The organism is Sphingomonas phoenicis (genome assembly GCF_047238005.1).
GTDB lineage: Bacteria > Pseudomonadota > Alphaproteobacteria > Sphingomonadales > Sphingomonadaceae > Sphingomonas.
In genome coordinates, this window is the sequence record NZ_JBDFMC010000002.1 from 1,116,472 (window position 1) to 1,134,915 (window position 18,444).

Consider the following 18,444-nt stretch of genomic DNA (forward strand, 5'->3'; position numbering starts at 1 on the left):
CCACAGCGGTTACGCGCTGTGACGATGAGCAGCCAGCCCCCCATCGGCGAAATTCAGGCATATGACCGGGAACCCGGCGTGCCCGTCATCCGGAACATCAACTGGGGCGGCCTACGCACGCTCTATATCAAGGAGGTGCGCCGGTTCTTCAAGGTGCAGCTCCAGACGATCTGGGCGCCGGCGATCACGACGCTGCTGTTCCTCGTCATCTTCACGGTCGCGCTTGGCGGTCGCCACGCCGTGCCGGTCGGTGGGCGCCAGATCCCGTTCGCCGATTTCATCGCGCCGGGCCTGATCGTCATGGGCATGCTCCAGAACGCATTCGCCAACGCCAGCTTCTCGCTGCTCGTCGGCAAGATCCAGGGTACGATCGTCGATTACCTGATGCCGCCGCTCTCCACCGCCGAACTGCTGGCCGCACTGGTCGGCGGAGCGGTGACAAGGGCGATCCTGGTCGGCTGCGCGGTCGGGCTGGCGATGGCGCTGTGGCCCGGCGTCCACGTGACCCCGCATGCACCGCTCGCGATTCTGTGGTTCGGCATCCTCGGCTCGACCTTCCTCGCCCTGCTCGGCGTGCTGACATCGATCTGGGCGGAGAAGTTCGACCACGCGGCCGCCGTCACCAACTTCGTCGTCGCGCCACTATCGCTGCTGTCGGGCACCTTCTACTCGGTCGATGCCCTCGCCCCGACCTGGCGGGCGATCAGCCACGCCAACCCGTTCTTCTACATCATCTCCGGCTTCCGTTACGGCTTCCTCGGCATCGCCGATTCGCCGGTCATGTTCGGTGCGATCGTCGTGCTGGCGATCGACGTGGCGCTGGGGCTGACCTGCTACGCCCTGCTGAAGCGCGGCTGGCGGCTGAAGAACTGAGGTCGCCGGACCGCTGCCGGTCGGAAGGTAAGGCTAAGGTAAGGCCAAGAACGTTACCGCGCGCAGGCTAACGGCCGCCGAGGAAGGTGAAGCACGACACTGTCAAAGAGCGTGCGGCGGCATATAGCGTATCGGATAGAGTGTAGGACACGGCCGCCTTTGCACGGTGCCTGACTTCCGGCGCGCGACGATCAGGCCAGTCCGTGTGGCGTTCCGCGTTCCTGGGCGCCGGTTAAAGTGTGATCCATCTAGGCTGTATCACTCACAGCAACCACCCCGGCGAAGGCCGGGGTCCAGCGGACGGGCGGCAGAGAGGGGCGTTTTGCATCGTCAAGCCGGCCATTCCAACTGGACCCCGGCCTCCGCCGGGGTGGCGCTTCATCCCGATTGAATCGCACTCTAGCCGGCCAACGCCTCGACGAGCGCCCGCACCTTCTTCTGGCGCCATTGCGGCGTCGGCGCGACGAGCCAATAGCCAGATCGCGACGGCGCCGGATCGCCCAGCGCCACCAGTCGTCCGCTCGCCAGATCGTGCGCAGCCAGCAGTTCGGGCACGGTCGCACGGCCGAGCCCGGCCGCCGCCGCATCGATCGCCAGCCCCGCATCGGCGACCCGCACGGGCGCGGACGGGTCCTCGGGACCACCGGGCCAGCCGATCGCGGTATCCGCACCGCCCTGCGGCCGCGCGACCGTCACCAGTCCCTCTGACTCGATCGCCTCGCCCTCATGCTCGCCCGGCCCCTCACCCCAGCGGATCGCCAGATCGAGGTTGGCCTGGGTGAAATCCGCCTCCTCGTCCGCGGACAGCAGGACGAAACGCAGCTCCGGGTCTCCCGCCGCGATCCGTGCCAGCCGTGGCATCAGCCACTTCTCGGTCAGGTCGCGCGGCGCGGCGATGGTCAGCGACTTGGAAGACTGCCCCGCCTGCATCGCGCGCACCGCCTCCTCGAACTGAAGGAAGCCGTCGCGCAGCGGCGCCAGCCCCGCCTCTCCCTCAGGCGTCAGTTCCAGCCCGCGCGTGGTGCGGCGGAACAGGACGACGCCCAGCGTATCCTCCAGTGCGCGGATCTGTTGCCCGACCGCAGCCGGCGTCACCGCCAGTTCGTCCGCCGCGCGGGTGAAGGACAGGTGCCGCGCCGCCGCATCGAGCACGCGCAACCCATTCAGCGGAAGGTGGGTGCGCTTCATACCGCCGCCCTCACTGTGCCACCGCCGGTGCGATCAGGGCGAAGCGTGGGATCGTCACGTCGAACGTCCCGCCATCTTCCGCCACCATGCGGTAACTGCCCTGCATCGCCCCGGTCGGCGTCGCCAGCGGGCAGCCGGAGACATAGTCGAAACTGCCGCCCGGCTCGATCAGGGGCTGTTCGCCGACCACGCCCTCTCCCTCGACCGAGTGGCGGGCGCCGCGACCGTCGGTGATGATCCAGTGCCGCGTCAGCAGTTGCACCGCAGCCGTACCCTCGTTCTCCAGCCGGATATGATAGGCCCAGAACCACCGACCCCGTGCCGGTTCCGACTGTTCCGCCAGATAGCTGACCGAGACCCGGACGGTGACACCCTGCGTCGTCGCGGCATGGGGAAAAAGCGCCTTCACCGGCGGACCTTACAGCCCCACCCGGGACAATGCCCGGTCGAGATCGGCGATCACGTCGTCGGCATCCTCCAGCCCGACGTTCAGGCGCAGCATACCCTCGCCGATCCCCATCTCCTCGCGCTTGTCGACCGCGACACTGGAATGGGTGGTGGAGGCGGGATGCGTCATCAGCGACCGCGAATCGCCGATGTTGTTCGAGATGTCGATCAATTCCAGCGCATCGAGCAGGCCGTGCGCCTGCTCGCGCCCGCCATCCAGTTCGAGTGCGAAGATCGGGCCCGAGGCCGACATCTGCCGCATCGCCAGTTCGTGCTGGGGATGGCTGGGCAGACCCGGATGCAGGACGCGCGGCACCCGACCCTCCAGGAAGCCGCCGACCTTCACGGCATTCTCGGATTGACGACGGATCCGCAGGTCGAGCGTCTCCAGCCCCTTCAGGACGACCCAGGCATTGAACGGCGACAGCGTCGGCCCGGTGTTGCGCGTGAACGGCAGCAGCGTGTTGTCGATGAAATCCTGCGTGCCGCACACCGCGCCGGCGAGCACACGGCCCTGTCCGTCCATCATCTTGGTCGCGGAATAGGCGACCACGTCCGCCCCGAACTCCATCGGCCGCTGCAGGGCGGGTGTCGCGAACGCATTGTCGACCACGGTCGTGATCCCGCGTTCCCGCGCGATCCCGCACACCGCCGCCAGATCGACCACGTCCATCGTCGGATTGGCCGGCGTCTCGAAGAAGAAGACCTTGGTCTCCGGCTTCACCGCATCGAGAAAAGCCTGCGGATCGCGGGCGTCGACCACGGTGGTGGCGATGCCGAACTTCGGCAGCAGCGTGTCGGTCAACCAGCGGCACGAGCCGAACGCCGCCCGCCCGCCGACCAGATGGTCGCCGGTCTGCAACTGGCACAGCAGCGCCGCCGTCATCGCCGCCATGCCGCTCGCCATCGTCCGGCAGGCCTCGGCACCCTCGAGCAGGGCGATCCGCTCCTCCAGCATCTCGACCGTGGGATTCTGGAGCCGAGAATAGGTCATCCCGACCTGCTCGCCCGCGAACCGCGCCGCGGCATCGCCGGCACAATCATAGGCATAGCCGGAGGTCAGGAACAGCGCCTCCGACGTCTCGCCATATTCGGAACGGGCGGTCCCGCCGCGGATCGCCTGCGTCGCGGGCTTCCATGTCGAGGTGATCGAGCGATCCTGGCCGGTCTTGCGCTTCATGGCTGCGCGCTTTGCCCCCTCCGCCGCGGCCTTGCAAGCGACGCGCGAAACGGGAACAAGCCGCAGGTGCCCGCCATCCTCCGCCGCCCCCTGCCCGTTGCCCTGCTGATCGGCGCGTTCGCACAGGCGCTGTTCGCGTGGCGACTGACGATCCCGCACATCCTGGTGTTCGACGAGGTCCATTACGTCACGGCCGCGCGCAAGTTGCTGGCGCTGGAGGGCCCGACCAACATCGAGCATCCGCTGCTCGCCAAATCGCTGATCGCTGCGGGCATCCTGCTGTTCGGCCACACGCCGCTCGGCTGGCGCGCGCTGTCCAGCATCGCGGCCACCGCCGTCGTGCTGGGCGTGTTCGCCATCCTGTGGCTGGGTCTCGGACGGATGCGGCCGGCGGTGATCGGGGCCGTTTCGGTGATCTTGGGCTTCACCGTGTTCGTGCAGGCGCGCATCGCCATGCTCGACGGGTTCATGGCCGGCTTCGTCGTGACCGGGGCAGCCTGCCTGCTTTGGTCGATGCGTGGCCGCGGCGCGCAGGTTTGGCGACGATGGGCGGCGGGTGCCATCATGCTGGGGCTCGCCACCGGCTGCAAATGGACCGCCGCGCCCTATGTGGCGTTCGCCGCGATCGCCCTGATCCTGCTGAAGCACCGGCGACCCGATCGCTGGAAGGGGATGGGCGTGCTGCCGGCGCTGACTGTTCTGGGCACGCTGAGCGTCGCCACCTATCTGCTCACCTTCGCCCCCGCCTTCTTCTATGCGTCGGAGGCGCTGACGCTGGATCGGCTCATCCCGTTCCAGCTGACCATGTACCGGCAGCAGGTGCAGGTCCTGCCGCCGCATACCTATCAATCGGTATGGTGGACCTGGCCGTTCGATATCCGGCCGATCTGGTATCTCTATGAACAGGTCGACGGGGCGCAGCGCGGCATCCTGATGATCGGCAACCCCGCGATCATGTGGGGCGGGCTGGTCGCCGTTGCGGCATGCGCGATCGGCTGGACGCGCACCCGCGATGTCCGGCTGGGCGTGGCGGCGGGGCTGTGGATCGGCAGCTTCGCGATCTGGCCGGCGATCCCGAAATCGCTGGGGTTCTTCTATTACTATTATCTGCCGAGCATCTGGCTGGCGGTGTCGATCGCGGTCGCGTTCGATCACTGGCGCGAGCGGCTGCGGGACTGGGACGAGGTTTTCCTGATGCTCGCGGCCGGGCTGTTCGTGTATTTCTACCCCATCCTGTCCGCCGCACCACTGGCGGGGCCGCGCAGTTTCGAGCGGTGGATGTGGCTGTCGACCTGGCCGTGAACGACGTGTCGCCTACGCCTCGGCCGTCTCCAGTCCCGCCAGCACCGCCGCGGTCATCGCGTCGGTCGACATCGTGCCGCCAAGATCGGCCGTCCGTGCCCCGCCGGCGATCGCCGCCGCTACCGCCCCCTCGATCCGGACTGCCGCAGCCGGGCGATCCAGCGAGTGGCGGAGCATCATCGCCGCCGACAGGATCGCCGCACAGGGATTGGCCCGGCCCTGCCCCGCGATGTCGGGCGCCGAGCCGTGGATCGGCTCGTACAATCCCTTGGCATCGGTATCGAGCGCGGCGGACGGGAGCATGCCGATCGAGCCCGCGCACATCGACGCCTGGTCGGACAGGATGTCGCCGAAAAGGTTGCCGGTGACGATCGTGTCGAACTGCCCCGGATCGCGCACCAGCTGCATGGCGGCATTGTCGACATACATGTGGGACAGTTCCACGTCGCGATAGTCGCGCGCCACCTCGTTCACCACGTCGCGCCACAGCTGCGACGTTTCGAGCACATTTGCCTTGTCGACCGACAGCAGCTTGCGGCGACGCGTGCGCGCGGTTTCGAACCCCACGCGAGCGATCCGGGCGACCTCCACCTCGTCGTAGCGCATCAGGTCGTGCCCCTCGCGCAAGCCGGTGCTGGTGAAGCCGCGGCCCTTCTCGCCGAAATACACGTCGCCGACCAGTTCGCGCACGATCACCAGATCGATCCTGCGCGCGATCTCCGGCTTCAGCGCGGACGCGTCCTCCAGCCCTGCGAACAGGCGGGCCGGGCGCAGGTTGGCGAACAGCTTCAGCGACTTGCGCAGGCCCAGGATCGCCTGTTCCGGCCGCATCGCGCGCTCCAGCGCATCGAAGTCGGGATCGCCGACCGCGCCGAACAGGACCGCGTCCGCGCGATGCGCCAGTTCCAGCGTTTCCGGCGGGAGCGGATGCCCCTGCGCCCGGTAGGCCGCGCCACCGACCAGTCCCTCTTCATAGGTCAGGTCGGGGGCGACCACATCGAGCACCCGGCGTGCGGCAGCGACGACTTCGGGTCCGATGCCGTCACCGGCGAGCAGCGCAATCATGGTCATGATGCGGCCATTGCCGGGCAGGGCGCGATCACGCAACCGCTCTCTTCAACCGTTCCACCAGCCGCTCACGCGCGGCGAGCGGGGCCGCCCGGCGATCGATCAGGATATCGCGCGCCAGAAAGTGCCCGGTCAGGCGCAGCCCGTCGAGCAGCGCGGCGCCATCGGGCTGGCCACCGTGGCGGACGAACGCGGGCAGCGGCAGCAACTGGCGCTCGTACCCCGCCGCTGCCGACCGGCCGACCGCGGCGGCGCTGCGCGGGCTGACGAAGTCGAGGTCGGCGTCGCCGCCGGTGACGACGCATCGATCCAGATCCAGGCCGAACCCCAGTTCGGCCAGCACCAGCAACTCGAACCGCACCAGCCCTCCCGCCCATCCCCGGGCGGCGGGTGCCGCCTCGATCGCGCGCAGAACGCCGTCCAGACCGTCGTACAGCCGGGGATAAGGCTGCTCCTCGGGCAAGGCAGCGGCCGCCAGCGCGGTGAGCCACTCGATCGCCGCTGCCGCCAATGGCTCTCCGTGCAGCGCCGCCCGGCTGTGGAGCGGCTCCAGCGTCATCGCCGCCAGCTGCTCCGCCGTTCTCGCGCGCCACTCGCCCCGCACGGCGTTGCCCGGCTGCAGCACCGGCCGCAACTGGCGCGAGCGCCCGCCCCTGACATAACCGGGGCGAACGCCGTCATTTCGGGTGAGTGCGCGCACGACGCTGCCATGCTCGCCATGCGCGCGGACCGACAGGATGATGGCATCGGCAGCGAGGTGCATCGCCCCAGATATAGCGAGCCTGTGACCCGTTACACCATGATGCCGTCGTTCGACCGCTCCTCAGCGTGCGTGATAGAAGTCGTAGACCTGCTGGGCCACCGCCGCCGACACGCCGGGCGCCTTTTGCAGATCCTCAAGGCTGGCGTTCCGCACGGCGCGACCCGTGCCGAAATGCATCAGGAGCGCCTTCTTGCGCGCAGGACCGATGCCCGGCACCTCGTCGAGCGGCGATGCGCCGATCGCCTTCGCCCGCTTCTCGCGGTGAGCGCCGATCGCGAAGCGGTGAACCTCGTCGCGGAGACGCTGGAGGTAGAACAGGACAGGCGCGTTCACCGGCAGGGTCAGTTCGCGCCCGTCCATCAGGTGGAATACCTCCCGCCCCTCACGCCCGTGATTCGGCCCCTTGGCGACGCCGACCATGCACACATCCTCGATGCCGAGATCCTCCAGCACGGCCTTTGCCGCGTTCAACTGGCCGCGGCCACCGTCGATCAGCACCAGATCGGGCCATTCGCCGCTGTCGCGATCGGGATCCTCCGCCTGCGCGCGGGAAAAGCGGCGCTGGAAGACCTCTCGCATCATCGCGAAGTCGTCGCCCGGCACAGTGTCCTTGTTGCGGATGTTGAACTTGCGATACTGGCCCTTGCGGAACCCCTCGGGCCCGGCGACGACCATCGCCCCCAGTGCGTTGGTGCCCTGGATGTGGCTGTTGTCGTACACCTCGATCCGGTCCGGCGGTTCGGGCAGGTCGAACAGGTCGGCCACCTCGCGCAGCAGCCTGGCCTGGGTCGTGCTCTCCGCCAGTCGACGCTCCAGCGCCTCAATCGCGTTCCGCCGGGCCTGTACCATCAGGCGCCGCCGGTCTCCCCGCTGCGGCACGGACAGCGCGATCTTGTATCCCGCCGCGTCGCCCAGCGCTTGGGCGAGCAGTTCCGCCTCCGCCAGATCACGGTCGAGCAGGATCGTGCGGGCGGGCGGCACCTCCTCGTAGAACTGGGTGAGGAAGCTGGTCAGAACCTCGTCCTCGGGCACGTCGGCGGTGTGCGACGGGAAGAAGCTGCGATGGCCCCAGTTCTGCCCACCGCGGATGAAGAACGCCTGGATGCCGATCAGCCCGTCCTTGCACGCCAGCGCGAAAATGTCGGCGTCGCCAACCCCCTCGGCGTTGATCGCCTGCGTACCCTGAACGAAGGTCAGCGCCTTCAGCCGGTCGCGCAGCAGGGCGGCCAGTTCGAAGTCCATCGCTTCGGCCGCAGCCTGCATCTGCGCGCCCAGCTTGGCCTGAACCTGGGTCGACTTTCCGGCCAGGAAGTCCTTCGCGTCGCCGACCAGTTCGGCATAGCCGTGCTTGTCGATCCGGCCGACGCAGGGCGCCGAGCACCGCTTGATCTGGTAGAGCAGACACGGCCGGTCGCGGGTCTTGAAGAAACCATCGGTGCAGGAGCGTAGCAGGAACAGCTTCTGCAGCGCATTCAGCGTGTTGTTGACGCTGCCCGCACTAGCGAAGGGACCGTAGTAGTTGCCGACCGCGCGCCGTGCGCCGCGGTGCTTCTGCACCCGCGGAAAGTCGCTGTCGGCCCGCAACAGGATGAACGGGAAGCTTTTGTCGTCGCGTAGCAGGACGTTGTAGGCAGGCCGGTAGCGCTTGATCAGCTGCGCCTCGAGCAGCAGCGCCTCCGCCTCGTTGTTGGTCGTGACGATCGTCATCGAGCGGGTCTGGGAGACCATGCGCTGGAGCCGCTTGGGCAGCGCCTTGATCTGCGTGTAATTGGCGACCCGCTGCTTCAGCGAGCGCGCCTTGCCGACATACAGCACCTCGCCCCGCGCATCCTGCATCCGGTACACGCCCGATCGCTGGGGCAGTGTGTTCAGTACGTTGCGGATCGCCGCGACGCCGGCGTCCAGATCCGGGGTATCGGACCCGCGGATCGTGAACATGGCCTTTTCTTCGTTGAAGCGGTCGGTGGTGGGCGTTGCCATAACGCCCATCTAGGACTCGATACCCGCCGCCGCTACCTCCGACGATGCACGATTACCGACCGGGAGCGGCACCGGCGGGGTCGAAGGGGGCGGGTTCGTCGGCCGGGCTGGTCAGCGCCCAGAACGGATCCCGATCCGCCAACGGCGCGATCGGCGGGGCGCCGTCAGCCATGCGTGGTCCGGCGACGGCATGGAGAGCGAGATGATCGGCGAGCGACTCCGTCGGCGCCAGCCATGGATCATCGCGAGCGGCCGACGGCGCCGCTCCGATCGCAGCTTGCCGGGTCTGATCGATCAGGCCTTCTTCGCCGGCGCGGCTGGTACCCAGCACGGCGGTGCCGGCGGCGATGAACAGGCCGATTGCCATGCCCACCGCAATGGCATCATAAGGTCTACGCCGGCCGGCCCTGCCCATCATTCATCCACTCCGTGGCCGCCGCGCTGTCATGTCGCGGCGATCCTGTCGGGGATATTGTCATACCAGCGGGCCCGCTGGTCAAGTCGTCGTCATCAAAAGCTTCTACGACGAAAGTACTGGCGCAGGTCGTCAGTTAGGGCGAGCAAGCCCGGTGATGGCGCGATCCACCATCGCGCGATCCGCGTTCGCGTCATGATGCTCGGCGATCAGCAGGCCCGCCGCCTTGGCCGCGGCATCGGCCGCCCGCATCCGGACCTCCGCGATCGCGGCGCGCTCGGCGGCCGCGATCTTCCCCTCGGCCATCCGGGCACGCCGCTCCATCAGCGCCTCGGCATCTGCCTTCGCCTTGACGACGATGGCGTGCGCCTCCTGATGAGCGTGGGTGCGGATCGTCTCGGCATCGGCATGGGCCGAGCGCGCCTTCGCCTCATATTCGGCACGCAGCGCCTCCGCCTCGGCGCGCAGCCTGGCTGCCTCGTCGAGCTGGGTACGGATCGCCGCGATGCGCGTGTCGAGCATCCCGCCGATCAACGCCGGTACCTTCTTCCACAGCATCAGCAGCACCACGACCAAAGCCGCGATGGCGACCCAGCCGGTCGAGTCGAAGCCGAGCGCGGTCGGCGAGGCGACATGCTCCTCGGTGGCGACCGTGTGGCCCTCCAGCCCGTCACCGCCCTTGATCGGGCGCTCGGTCAGGCTGGTGGCCGCCGCGGGATCGGCGAGGTTCGCGGCGACCTGCGTGTCGCCCGATGCGGTAATCGGATCAGCCATGTGCCCTCACCTCACGTACCGCGTTCGCCGCCTGATCGACCGATACCTCGATACCGGCCAGCCGGGCGACGAGATCGCGTGCCGCCTCGGCGGACACGATCTCGAGATTGGCGAGCGCCTCTGCCTTGGCATTGGCGATCGCCAAGTCGTGATGGCCCGCACGCTCGGCAAGGTCGGCATCCGCCGCCTTCACCTGCTGCTCGGCGGAGGACAGTGCCTGCGCCTTGGCCGCGCTGGTCTCGGCCAGCGCCGCCGCACGGGCGGCGTCCATCTCGACGCGCCATGCCTCTTCCGTCCGGTCCGCTTCCCGGCGTGCGGCCTCGGCCGCCGCAAGGTCACCGGCGACGCGCGCTTCACGCGCATCGACGGTCGCGACGATCTTGGGAACCATCCCGCGGCCCACCACGAAATAGAGGAGGCCGAAGGTCACCAGCAGCCAGAAGATCTGCGAGGCGTAGGTAGCGGCGATCTGGGATATCTGTGGCATGCGCGTCCTCTAGCGTCGGCCGGCCGCGAACGGCCGGCCGGACACCGACAAGTTCAGGCGACGAACACCAGGATGATCATCGTCACGAAGGCGAGCAGGCCGAGCAGCTCGGCACCGGCGAAACCGATGAACAGGCGGCCCTGCTGGCTGTCCGCCGCACCCGGATTGCGCAGCGCGCCTTCAAGGAACTTGGCGAACACGTTGCCCACGCCGAGCGAGGCGATACCCATGCCGATGGCGGCCAGGCCGGCACCGATCAGCTTTGCGGCTTCTGCGTCCATGTCATTACTCCAGTTCGATATTCTGTTGAAAGGTAAGGCTAAGGTAAGGCCCACGACGCCTAGTGCAGATTGACCGCGTCGTTGAGATACACCGAGGTCAGAAGCGCGAAGACATAGGCCTGGATCGCGGCGACCAAGAGCTCGAGCAGGGTGATGCCGATCATCAGCAGGAAGCTGGGCAGCGTCACGATCGCGACATAGCCCGGCCCCATGTTGATCCCGTTGATGACGAACGCGGCCAGCACCTTCAGCAGGATGTGCCCCGCGGTCATCGCGACGAACAGTCGCAGGCCGAGCGAGAAGGGACGCACCAGGAAGCTCATCAGCTCGACCACGAAGATCAGCGGGATCATCAGGACGGGCGTGCCGTGCGGCACGAAGAGCGAGAAGAAGTGGAAGCCGTGCTTGCCGAAGCCGACGATCAGCACGATCGCGAACGAGATGATCGCCAGCACGCCGGTGACCGTCAGATGGCTGGTCACGGTGAAGGGGTGAACGCCGGGGATCACGCCGAACGGCAGCAATCCCAGGATGTTGGCGAACAGAATGAACATGAAGAGCGAGAAGACGTAAGGCACGAAGCGCTTGCCGGCCGGGCCGATGTTCGACGTCAGCATGCCCGACACGAAGCCGGTGAAACCCTCCACCGCGGCCTGCCAGCGGCCGGGAACCAGCTCGCGCTTCATCCCGCCTAGCATGAACAGCCAGAGCGCGGCGAGCGTCACAACCATCCACAGCGCCGAGTTGGTGAACGACAGGTCGTAACCGCCCACCACCCAATGCGAACCCATCACGGGTTCGATCAGGAACTGGTGCATCGGATCGATCTTGCCGCCTTCCGCTGCCGCCACTGTTCTCTAGCTCCAATTGCGAAAAAGCGCTCGGATCACTCCGGGCGCTCGTTGCCGATACGAATGATTTGCCTGAACGCAACCGCTATTCCGAGGAAGAGCAGCACGATCAGTCCCCATGGCGTCGTGCCGAACCAGCGGTCGATACACCAGCCGATCAGCGCGCTGCCGACGAGACTTCCGATCAGCGCGGCGATGACGCGGTTGCCCTGGGCATAGCCCCGGTCAGTATCCTGCTTCACCCCCGACCGCGCCGCTTCGGCTGCCCGCGCCTGACGCAATCGCTCATCGAGCGCGGTCAGTCGCGGATCCTCCGCGTCGTGGAAGTCCTGTCCGGAGTCGTTTTCCGCCACGCGCCATCCCCTGTCTGAACCAGCTGCACATCAGCCGAACGGGGGAGAAACGCACAACGGCGGCGAGCGACCCCGCCAAGGCACGGGCCGTTTAGGTGGGGGTAAGGATCAAGTCAACGGCCGACAGGCAGCAGCGGCCTTTTCAGGACGAGCCTCCCTTTGCACCGGGAAAGCTTGCGGGCGGCGCCGCCCACCGCGCGGCGCGAAGGTCGATCAGACGCAGCGCGGATCGCGGGTCGGCGCGCCGCTGCCGCGGGTCGCCCAATCGCCGGTCGGCGTCCGGTACTTCTCGCCCGCCGCCGTCTGCGCGATCAGGTTGCAACCGCTGGTGAAGGCCAGCTGCTCGACCGTCGCGCCGCTCGCCGCGGCTTTCTGGGTGTAGGCGGACTTGCGCTGGATGTTGATGTTGTTGACGATCGCGCGCAGCTCGGCCGAGCCGGCCCCGACGACGCCCAGATAACCGTCCGGCTGCTCGCCCACCTGGCCGGCGGCGCGGGCGGCGGCATAGGCGGGATCGCGCTGCGCCCAGGCGGCGACCGACAGGCCGGCGAGGCCGATTGCGGCGGCGGTGAAGAAGGCGGCCCTGGCGTTCATCAGAATATCCCCGGGTTCTGCTGGATGAGCGATTTCGCCTCTCCATCGAGGCGGTATACCACTTCCTGCGTCACATTGATGTTGAGATTGATCTCGATCGGCTTGTCCGGCGCACTGATGCTGATGCACCCGCTGGCCGTCAGGCCCATCGTACAGGTCGTGATCCATCGCATCGTCGTCAACCTCGAACGCTTCATCGCACGGTCTCGCTTGCAGGGGGCTGAATGATGGGTGGGGTGGCAGAGGTTTTCGGCGCCGGCGCCGGCGGAGCCCGCCGCTTCTGCTCCTCCAGCAGCGCCGGCAGGTTGCGCTGGATCAGCCGGCGGGGATCGTAGAACGACGCAGCCGAATCGATCAGGCCACGAAACGGCGCCCGGATGCGGACGTTGAAGATGAAGGGCAGTCGCTGGAGGCGACGGACGATGAAGTTGCTTTTCGCCCCCTGCCCCTGGCTGACGCCGGCGAACCGGACATCGGTGACCATCTCGCCTGCGAGCGGTCCGTTCATCGTCAGCGCCAGGCTGCGATAGCGAAGCGAGCGGAGCGCCTGGAAGGCGAGATTGCCCCACATGCCGAGCTGCTCCTCGCCCAGCGCCCCGACATAGGCGATTGTGCCGCCCCCCTCCCGCATCGCCAGGTGACCGTCCTCGATCCGGCCGCCGCTCTGGTCGAAAGTCATCGGGAGGATGCCGTCGAAGGTGCCCGTGGCGTTCAGATTGTCGAAGTCGAACTGCTGCAGGAACTGGTCGGCGCGGGCGCCGGCGATGCGGAAGGTGAGCCGGCGCGAGCGCTGGGCATCGAAGTCGAGCAGCGACGGATCGAGGGTCAGCGATCCGCCGGCAAAGGGCCAGTCCGCCCCCTCCACCTGAACGCGGGTGCCGCCGAGCAACTGGTAGCGGACGGTGCCGTCCTGCACCTCGATCCCGGGATTGACGCTGCGGATGGTGGCGCGCTGACCCGGCGGCGTGTGCAGGCCGAGCAGATCGTCGAAGCGGACCCGGCCGGCGATACCCTGCGCCGGCCCGAACGCGGCGGCGAGATCGAGACCGGCGGAGCCGGGTGCGGTGCCGAAATCGCCCGTGCTGGTCACGCCCGTGGGGCTCCAGTCGATCCGCCCATGGCCGTCGATCGTGCCGTTCACGTCGGCGATCACGCCGAAGGTGAGCGGGGTCAGGCGATCGGGCTGGAAAGCGGGTCCGAAGGTGAGACCGGTGACCGACAGATCGGCATGGCCCCGTCCGGCGGCGAGCAGGTGATCGATCGCGACGGTCGCGACGCGGGTGCCGGTGGTGGGCTCGTGCAGGACGCCGGCCACGGCGACGCGGCCATCGCGCAGGGTGAGCGCGACGCCGCGGGCGTCGACCGGGCGGAACCGCGGCGAGGCGGTGTCCGCATCGGCGACGCGCAGCCCGGCCGAGAGCGACAGGACGCCGTCCGCCAGGCGCCACTCCCCCGCCCCCTCGCTCATCAGCAGCGGCACGTTGGCGATGCGGCCGGTCGCGCCGGAGAAACTGCCGCCGACGATCGATCCGGTGACGGTGCCGGTCAGGCGATCCGCGGCGATCAGGGTCTGCCCGTCGGGCGCGCCCAGCCGGGCGGCGACCGTGGACAGCGCGAACCCGCGATCGGACAGGGCGAACTCGCCGCCCCCGATCGTCATCGCGAGCGCCGTCGCCCCTAGCCGGCCGGTCAGCGCCGTCGCGGTCAGCCGGGCGCCGCCGGACATGCGCGCGCCATCGACGGTGACGAGCGCCCCGCCGGTGGGACACAGCGTCGTTGCCGCGGGGTCGAGGACCAGCCCGGCCACGGCGAGGCGGCGGAACACCAGCGGCGCGCAGCCGGGGTTGACGGTCATCCGGCCGCGCCCATCGCCACGGATCGCGAGCGGCAGCCGCAACGCATCGAGGCGGCCGTCACCGAGCGGACCGGTAAGCGTGAGATCGGTGGTGACGCGAAACGCGCCGGAGCGCGCCACGACGACGTCGACGGGACCTGCCTCCAGACGGGCCGGGCCGGCGACGTAGGGCGCGACGACCGCCCGCGCGCTGAAGGGACCGTCCGGCGTGCGGTGGACCAGGGTCAGCGTGGCGCGGGGCAGCCCGCCCCCTGCGGTCGTCAGGCTGGTATCGACCCGGAGGCCGCCGGCTCCGACAGCGATCCCCTGCCCTCCGGTCATCGCGATCCGGGCGCCGCCGGGCGCGGCGATGGTGGCGTGGCCGACCGCGATGCCGTCGCGCGTCAGGCGGATGGCGGCGTCCACGGCGGCGTCTCGTGCCGCCGCATCGGCGGCGGTCGCCAGTTGCGCCGCCAACGGTGCCAGCGGCGTGTCTGCCGCGGCGCCGCGCCACGACCGTGGCACGCGCCGCCACCGGTCGGCCAGGGTCGCGCCGCGGAGGCGTGCCTCCCCTTCGAACCGGGTGTCGCTGCCGAGTGCGTAGACGCCGTCCAGCGTCAGGCGCGCGGCGGTGCCCATGATGGTCCGCACCCGCTCCGCCGTGAGGTCCAGGGTGCCGCGGGTAACGGCGGCGGCGCCGTCGAAATCGATCGAACCGGTCACACGTTCTGCACCGGCCGCGCCGGTGGCTGCCGGCCCCGAGGCGACCTGTGCGCGGCCGTGCCAGCCGTCCAGCGCGGCGGTCAGGGCGAGGTCGAGCTGCGCCTGCGGACCGGCGACCGTCGCGTCCGGGCAGGCGACGGACCCGGCCCGAACCGGCCCGACCAGATGCGGCCGCGCCTGGTCGATCGACACGCGCATCGCGGCGCGGAGGGCCCTAACGGTACAGCCGCCCACCGTGAGCCGCGGCGCGACGGCGGCGACCGGGCCGGCGAAGCCGTCATCCAGACGCCCCTCGCCCGCCACCGCGAGGCGGACGGGTCCATGCGGTGTCGCGAGATCGACGATGGCGCGGCCGACCGTTACCGGCAGGGCGGGAAGCGCAAACGGCTTGCCCGATGGCGGCGGCAGCAGGCGGTCGAGCGCGCCGAGCGACACGCGACCGTCCGCCAGTGTCGCCTTCAGGTGAACATGGCCGGCGGCGACCTCGGCTAGGTAAGGACCCGACAGGCCGAACTCGATCCGCGTCTCTAGCCAGTCGGCGGTCAGGTCGGGATCGGCGGGATCGCCCAGAACGACGCCGGTCAGCCGCTGGCGGCCGAGCCCCAGATCGGCGATCGCGTAGCGTGCCGGCACCCGGGCGGCGGCAAGCTCGCGATCGATGAAGTGGGTGGCGATCGGACGCCGCTCGACCCAGACGAGCAGCGCGGTGGCGGGGATCAGCAGCAGCGCACCGTAACGGCGGCGCAGGCGGCGGGAACGGGTGGCGGGCGGGATCACAGGAGGCGCGCCGTTGTAATCCTCCACGCGCCTGTCCTGCTCCACCGGGCTCTGCCTTCAGCCGCTTCTACCGGGAACGGCAGGACAAATGAAGCGCCCGAACGCGAAACGGGCCCCCGCGTCGATGACGCGAGAGCCCGATCCAAGCAAAATCCGGAACTTGCCCGTTCCGTTTCGTGCGTTACTTGGCGTCGTCGGCGGTCTTGGCCACCGTCGAACCCGCGGAGCTGACGTCCTTGCCGACGCCCTCGACCGTGTTGCAGGCCGAGACGAGCAACGTGCCGGCGACCAGCGCCAGGCCTACCAACTTACGCATGGGATACCTCCTGAAGGCGAAACTGCCGTGGCGGGGAATGATCCGCATCAACAATCGTTCCGCCTGCCGCATGATCGGGCGCCGACGAGGATCGATGAGATTGAGACGTTAAAGGCCCGGAAGCGTCACCGGGGGGGGGAGGGGTGGACGCTTCCGGGCCTATGTCGTGGATCGCGAGAGCGGGGGGGCATAAGGTCGCGATCCGCAGTGCAGAACCGTCCTCGCGTTCTTCGGTTCCCGCGAAAATGCGATTTTCTGCTGAAGTTTTTTTAGTCGCGGCCCACGACGGCGAAGGCGATCTCGTACGCCCCGGTCAACGGATCGTGGTGCAGCTTGGAACGGAGCTGGCGCGACAGCCCCTCCATGACGCGGCCGTAGCGGGTGCCCGCCAGTTCGCGCAGCTCGTCATTGTCGACCAGCGCGCGCGACACGACGCGCAGGACGGCGCGATCGGCCTCGGCCGCGGGCTTCACCGATACGCGGATCTGCGCCGCGGTGTCGCAGGTGGCGGCGAGCTCGATCATCTCGGTGACCAGGAACGCCAGGGCGACCGCCACGTCCTGGTTGACGAGGAACGCATCGACATCCAGCGTCAGGCCGATCGTCTGCGACTGTTCCGACGCGGTCGCCCGGATGTTGGACGACAATTCGCCGATCATCGTCCGCAGGTTCAGCCCGCGATGCTCCTCCAGCTCGGCGAAATGGTGGCGGTGGACGACCGCCAGCGCATCGACGCGCCGCTGGATCGAGGCATAGGCCCCCATGGCATCCGCACTGCGCGCGCCGCGGGCATGAAAGGCGATCAGGCTGGAGATGACCTGAAGGTTGTTCTTGACGCGGTGATGGACCTCGCGCGTCAGCTTCGTCTGGCGACGCAATCCCTCTTCCAGTCCAGCCTCGTGTGCGGCGACGGTTTCGCTGATGGCGCGGAACGTCTCGCCCAGCTCGCGGATCTCCTGCGAGGGCAGGCTGGTGGCACGGGAGTCGATCACCTTGCCCGGCGTGAAGGCGGCGACGCTGGCGCGCAACTGGCGCAGCGGGCGCAGCAGCAGGCGGTCGACCACGAACCAGGCGATCCCCGCCGCCGCCGCCCACATCACCATCGGCAGCATCAGGGCGACGATCAGCGACGAGGTGACGGGCGCACTGCGCACCGCCGTGCTCAGGACCAGATCGGCGATCCCGACCTCGGTCCGCAACGTCTCGACCCGGCGCAGCGGACCGCCCTCCAGATCGGGTTCCAGCGGCAGTGCCGCCTCACCCAGCACCAGCGCACTGGCGAAGGTGGTCGCACGGCTGATCGGCCTGCCGAGCCGGCGCAGGAACGCCTGCGGGAAGAACGCGGTCGCGGTGACGCCGGGTCGACCACCGGCGATGGTCAGCAGCACGCCCTGATCGGGCGCGATCGATGCCTTCACCTCTCCCGGGGCGGACGTGCGGGGGCCGGCGGGCAGTTCCTCGCCGCACAGCAGGCGGCCGCGGCGGTCGACGATCTCGAACCGGGCGCCGGCGGATGCCTGCTGCGCGAACACGCCTTGGGCGCGGGCGCAGCTTGGTAGATCGGCGGGGTCATTGCCGAGCGCGTCGAGGGCGACTCGCAGCGCCGTGGTATCGCCGATCAGTTCGGTCGCGATCGCCCGCGCACTCTCGTTGGCGGCGATGCGCAGGCGCGACCGCGCCTCGGAATCGGCGACGCGGGTCGTCTGGAGGGTCGCGATGACCGCGATCAGAGCGAGCGGCAGCAGCGCGGCGCTGAGGATCAGGAACAGTTTGGCGCCGGTGGGCAACCGCGCGATCGTCGACTGGCGCACGGCCGCGAGGATCGGCGAGGCGCCGCCTGCCTCGCGGACTGCTCCATCGTGTGCGGAGGCGGCGGCCGGCTGGTCTGGCGGATGCGGGGGCACGGGGTCGGGTGACACGGTAGTGGGATCGCCGGCAGCCATGCCCCGGCTTACGGTCCAATCCCGGCCAGGGCAACGCCGCGGCCGGGATCGGAGCGCCTTATTTCAGCTTGCCGAGCAGATCGAGAAACTCGTCCGGAATCTGCTCGTCCACCGTCTTCTGATAGACGGTGCGCAGCGCCGTACCCATATCCCGGTCACCATCGCCTCCGCCCTTTCCGGCGGGGCGCTTGCCGGTGGGCGCCTTCTTGTTCGTGTCCTGACCCAATCTAGACGTCTTTCCCCCTGGAGCCGCCGGACACCGCGTCGATGCGGCACGTCCGTACGGCCCGCCGCA

The 18,444-nt window shown here is 68.9% G+C and carries 20 protein-coding genes; 2 read left to right on the plus strand and 18 right to left on the minus strand.

All coding sequences use genetic code 11. From position 1 onward, the window contains the following. Positions 1 to 24 precede the first annotated feature (24 nt). Positions 25 to 873, plus strand: coding sequence for an ABC transporter permease (locus ABC319_RS06555; RefSeq protein WP_413069451.1), 849 nt, complete (start codon positions 25 to 27; stop codon positions 871 to 873). 399 nt (positions 874 to 1,272) lie between these two features. On the opposite strand, the gene ABC319_RS06560 is transcribed toward ABC319_RS06555, so the two are convergent. From ABC319_RS06560 to ABC319_RS06570, 3 genes are read right to left on the minus strand one after another with little or no spacing between them, the layout of a single operon-like run. Continuing rightward, complete coding sequence (locus ABC319_RS06560) at positions 1,273 to 2,061, minus strand: LysR family transcriptional regulator (RefSeq protein ID WP_413069452.1); 789 nt, start codon at positions 2,059 to 2,061, stop codon at positions 1,273 to 1,275. 10 nt (positions 2,062 to 2,071) lie between these two features. Beyond that, positions 2,072 to 2,470, minus strand: a complete 399-nt coding sequence (apaG, locus tag ABC319_RS06565; protein ID WP_413069453.1) for a Co2+/Mg2+ efflux protein ApaG — start codon at positions 2,468 to 2,470, stop codon at positions 2,072 to 2,074. Positions 2,471 to 2,479: 9 nt separating this feature from the next. Further along, on the minus strand, positions 2,480 to 3,688 hold the full coding sequence (locus ABC319_RS06570; protein ID WP_413069454.1) for a trans-sulfuration enzyme family protein: 1,209 nt from the start codon (positions 3,686 to 3,688) through the stop codon (positions 2,480 to 2,482). Positions 3,689 to 3,754: 66 nt separating this feature from the next. Here ABC319_RS06570 and ABC319_RS06575 point away from each other — a divergent pair, with 66 nt between their 5' ends. Beyond that, complete coding sequence (locus ABC319_RS06575) at positions 3,755 to 4,990, plus strand: phospholipid carrier-dependent glycosyltransferase (RefSeq protein WP_413069455.1); 1,236 nt, start codon at positions 3,755 to 3,757, stop codon at positions 4,988 to 4,990. A 12-nt stretch (positions 4,991 to 5,002) separates the two neighbouring features. Here the strand turns inward: ABC319_RS06575 and leuB are convergent, their stop codons facing one another. From leuB to ABC319_RS06650, 15 genes are all read right to left on the minus strand, one after another. Further along, complete coding sequence (gene leuB, locus ABC319_RS06580; RefSeq protein WP_413071633.1) at positions 5,003 to 6,061, minus strand: 3-isopropylmalate dehydrogenase; 1,059 nt, start codon at positions 6,059 to 6,061, stop codon at positions 5,003 to 5,005. Positions 6,062 to 6,089: 28 nt separating this feature from the next. Beyond that, positions 6,090 to 6,821 carry a DNA repair protein RecO gene (gene recO / locus ABC319_RS06585; protein WP_413069456.1) on the minus strand — a complete coding sequence of 244 codons (732 nt, stop codon included), beginning with the start codon at positions 6,819 to 6,821 and terminating at the stop codon, positions 6,090 to 6,092. A gap of 60 nt (positions 6,822 to 6,881) precedes the next feature. After that, positions 6,882 to 8,801, minus strand: a complete 1,920-nt coding sequence (gene uvrC / locus ABC319_RS06590) for an excinuclease ABC subunit UvrC (RefSeq protein ID WP_413069457.1) — start codon at positions 8,799 to 8,801, stop codon at positions 6,882 to 6,884. A 52-nt stretch (positions 8,802 to 8,853) separates the two neighbouring features. Further along, a complete protein-coding gene (locus ABC319_RS06595; RefSeq protein WP_413069458.1) occupies positions 8,854 to 9,168 on the minus strand; it encodes a hypothetical protein in 315 nt (104 codons plus the stop codon). Positions 9,169 to 9,348: 180 nt separating this feature from the next. Then, the gene (locus ABC319_RS06600) at positions 9,349 to 9,978 is read right to left on the minus strand and encodes a F0F1 ATP synthase subunit B family protein (RefSeq protein ID WP_413071634.1); all 630 of its coding nucleotides are present in this window, start codon (positions 9,976 to 9,978) and stop codon (positions 9,349 to 9,351) included. Positions 9,979 to 9,982: 4 nt separating this feature from the next. Then, positions 9,983 to 10,477 (minus strand): F0F1 ATP synthase subunit B family protein, encoded by a 495-nt coding sequence (locus tag ABC319_RS06605; protein WP_413069459.1) that lies wholly within the window; start codon positions 10,475 to 10,477, stop codon positions 9,983 to 9,985. A 53-nt stretch (positions 10,478 to 10,530) separates the two neighbouring features. Continuing rightward, positions 10,531 to 10,758: a F0F1 ATP synthase subunit C gene (locus tag ABC319_RS06610; protein WP_007406947.1), complete on the minus strand. Its 228-nt coding sequence runs from the start codon at positions 10,756 to 10,758 to the stop codon at positions 10,531 to 10,533. Between the two features lie 59 nt (positions 10,759 to 10,817). Next, on the minus strand, positions 10,818 to 11,576 hold the full coding sequence (locus tag ABC319_RS06615) for a F0F1 ATP synthase subunit A (RefSeq protein ID WP_413071635.1): 759 nt from the start codon (positions 11,574 to 11,576) through the stop codon (positions 10,818 to 10,820). Positions 11,577 to 11,644: 68 nt separating this feature from the next. After that, on the minus strand, positions 11,645 to 11,962 hold the full coding sequence (locus tag ABC319_RS06620; protein WP_413069460.1) for an AtpZ/AtpI family protein: 318 nt from the start codon (positions 11,960 to 11,962) through the stop codon (positions 11,645 to 11,647). A gap of 213 nt (positions 11,963 to 12,175) precedes the next feature. Beyond that, complete coding sequence (locus tag ABC319_RS06625; protein WP_413069461.1) at positions 12,176 to 12,556, minus strand: YdbL family probable chaperone protein; 381 nt, start codon at positions 12,554 to 12,556, stop codon at positions 12,176 to 12,178. Continuing rightward, complete coding sequence (locus tag ABC319_RS06630; RefSeq protein WP_413071636.1) at positions 12,556 to 12,729, minus strand: YnbE family lipoprotein; 174 nt, start codon at positions 12,727 to 12,729, stop codon at positions 12,556 to 12,558. The genes ABC319_RS06625 and ABC319_RS06630 overlap by 1 nt, the downstream gene beginning before the upstream one ends. 20 nt (positions 12,730 to 12,749) lie before the next feature. Further along, complete coding sequence (locus ABC319_RS06635; RefSeq protein WP_413069462.1) at positions 12,750 to 15,935, minus strand: intermembrane phospholipid transport protein YdbH family protein; 3,186 nt, start codon at positions 15,933 to 15,935, stop codon at positions 12,750 to 12,752. Positions 15,936 to 16,071: 136 nt separating this feature from the next. Continuing rightward, positions 16,072 to 16,206, minus strand: coding sequence for an entericidin A/B family lipoprotein (locus ABC319_RS06640; protein WP_413069463.1), 135 nt, complete (start codon positions 16,204 to 16,206; stop codon positions 16,072 to 16,074). Positions 16,207 to 16,475: 269 nt separating this feature from the next. Continuing rightward, on the minus strand, positions 16,476 to 18,149 hold the full coding sequence (locus tag ABC319_RS06645; protein WP_413069464.1) for a sensor histidine kinase: 1,674 nt from the start codon (positions 18,147 to 18,149) through the stop codon (positions 16,476 to 16,478). A gap of 58 nt (positions 18,150 to 18,207) precedes the next feature. Continuing rightward, positions 18,208 to 18,375 (minus strand): NepR family anti-sigma factor, encoded by a 168-nt coding sequence (locus ABC319_RS06650; RefSeq protein WP_413069465.1) that lies wholly within the window; start codon positions 18,373 to 18,375, stop codon positions 18,208 to 18,210. Between the last annotated feature and the right edge of the window lie 69 nt (positions 18,376 to 18,444).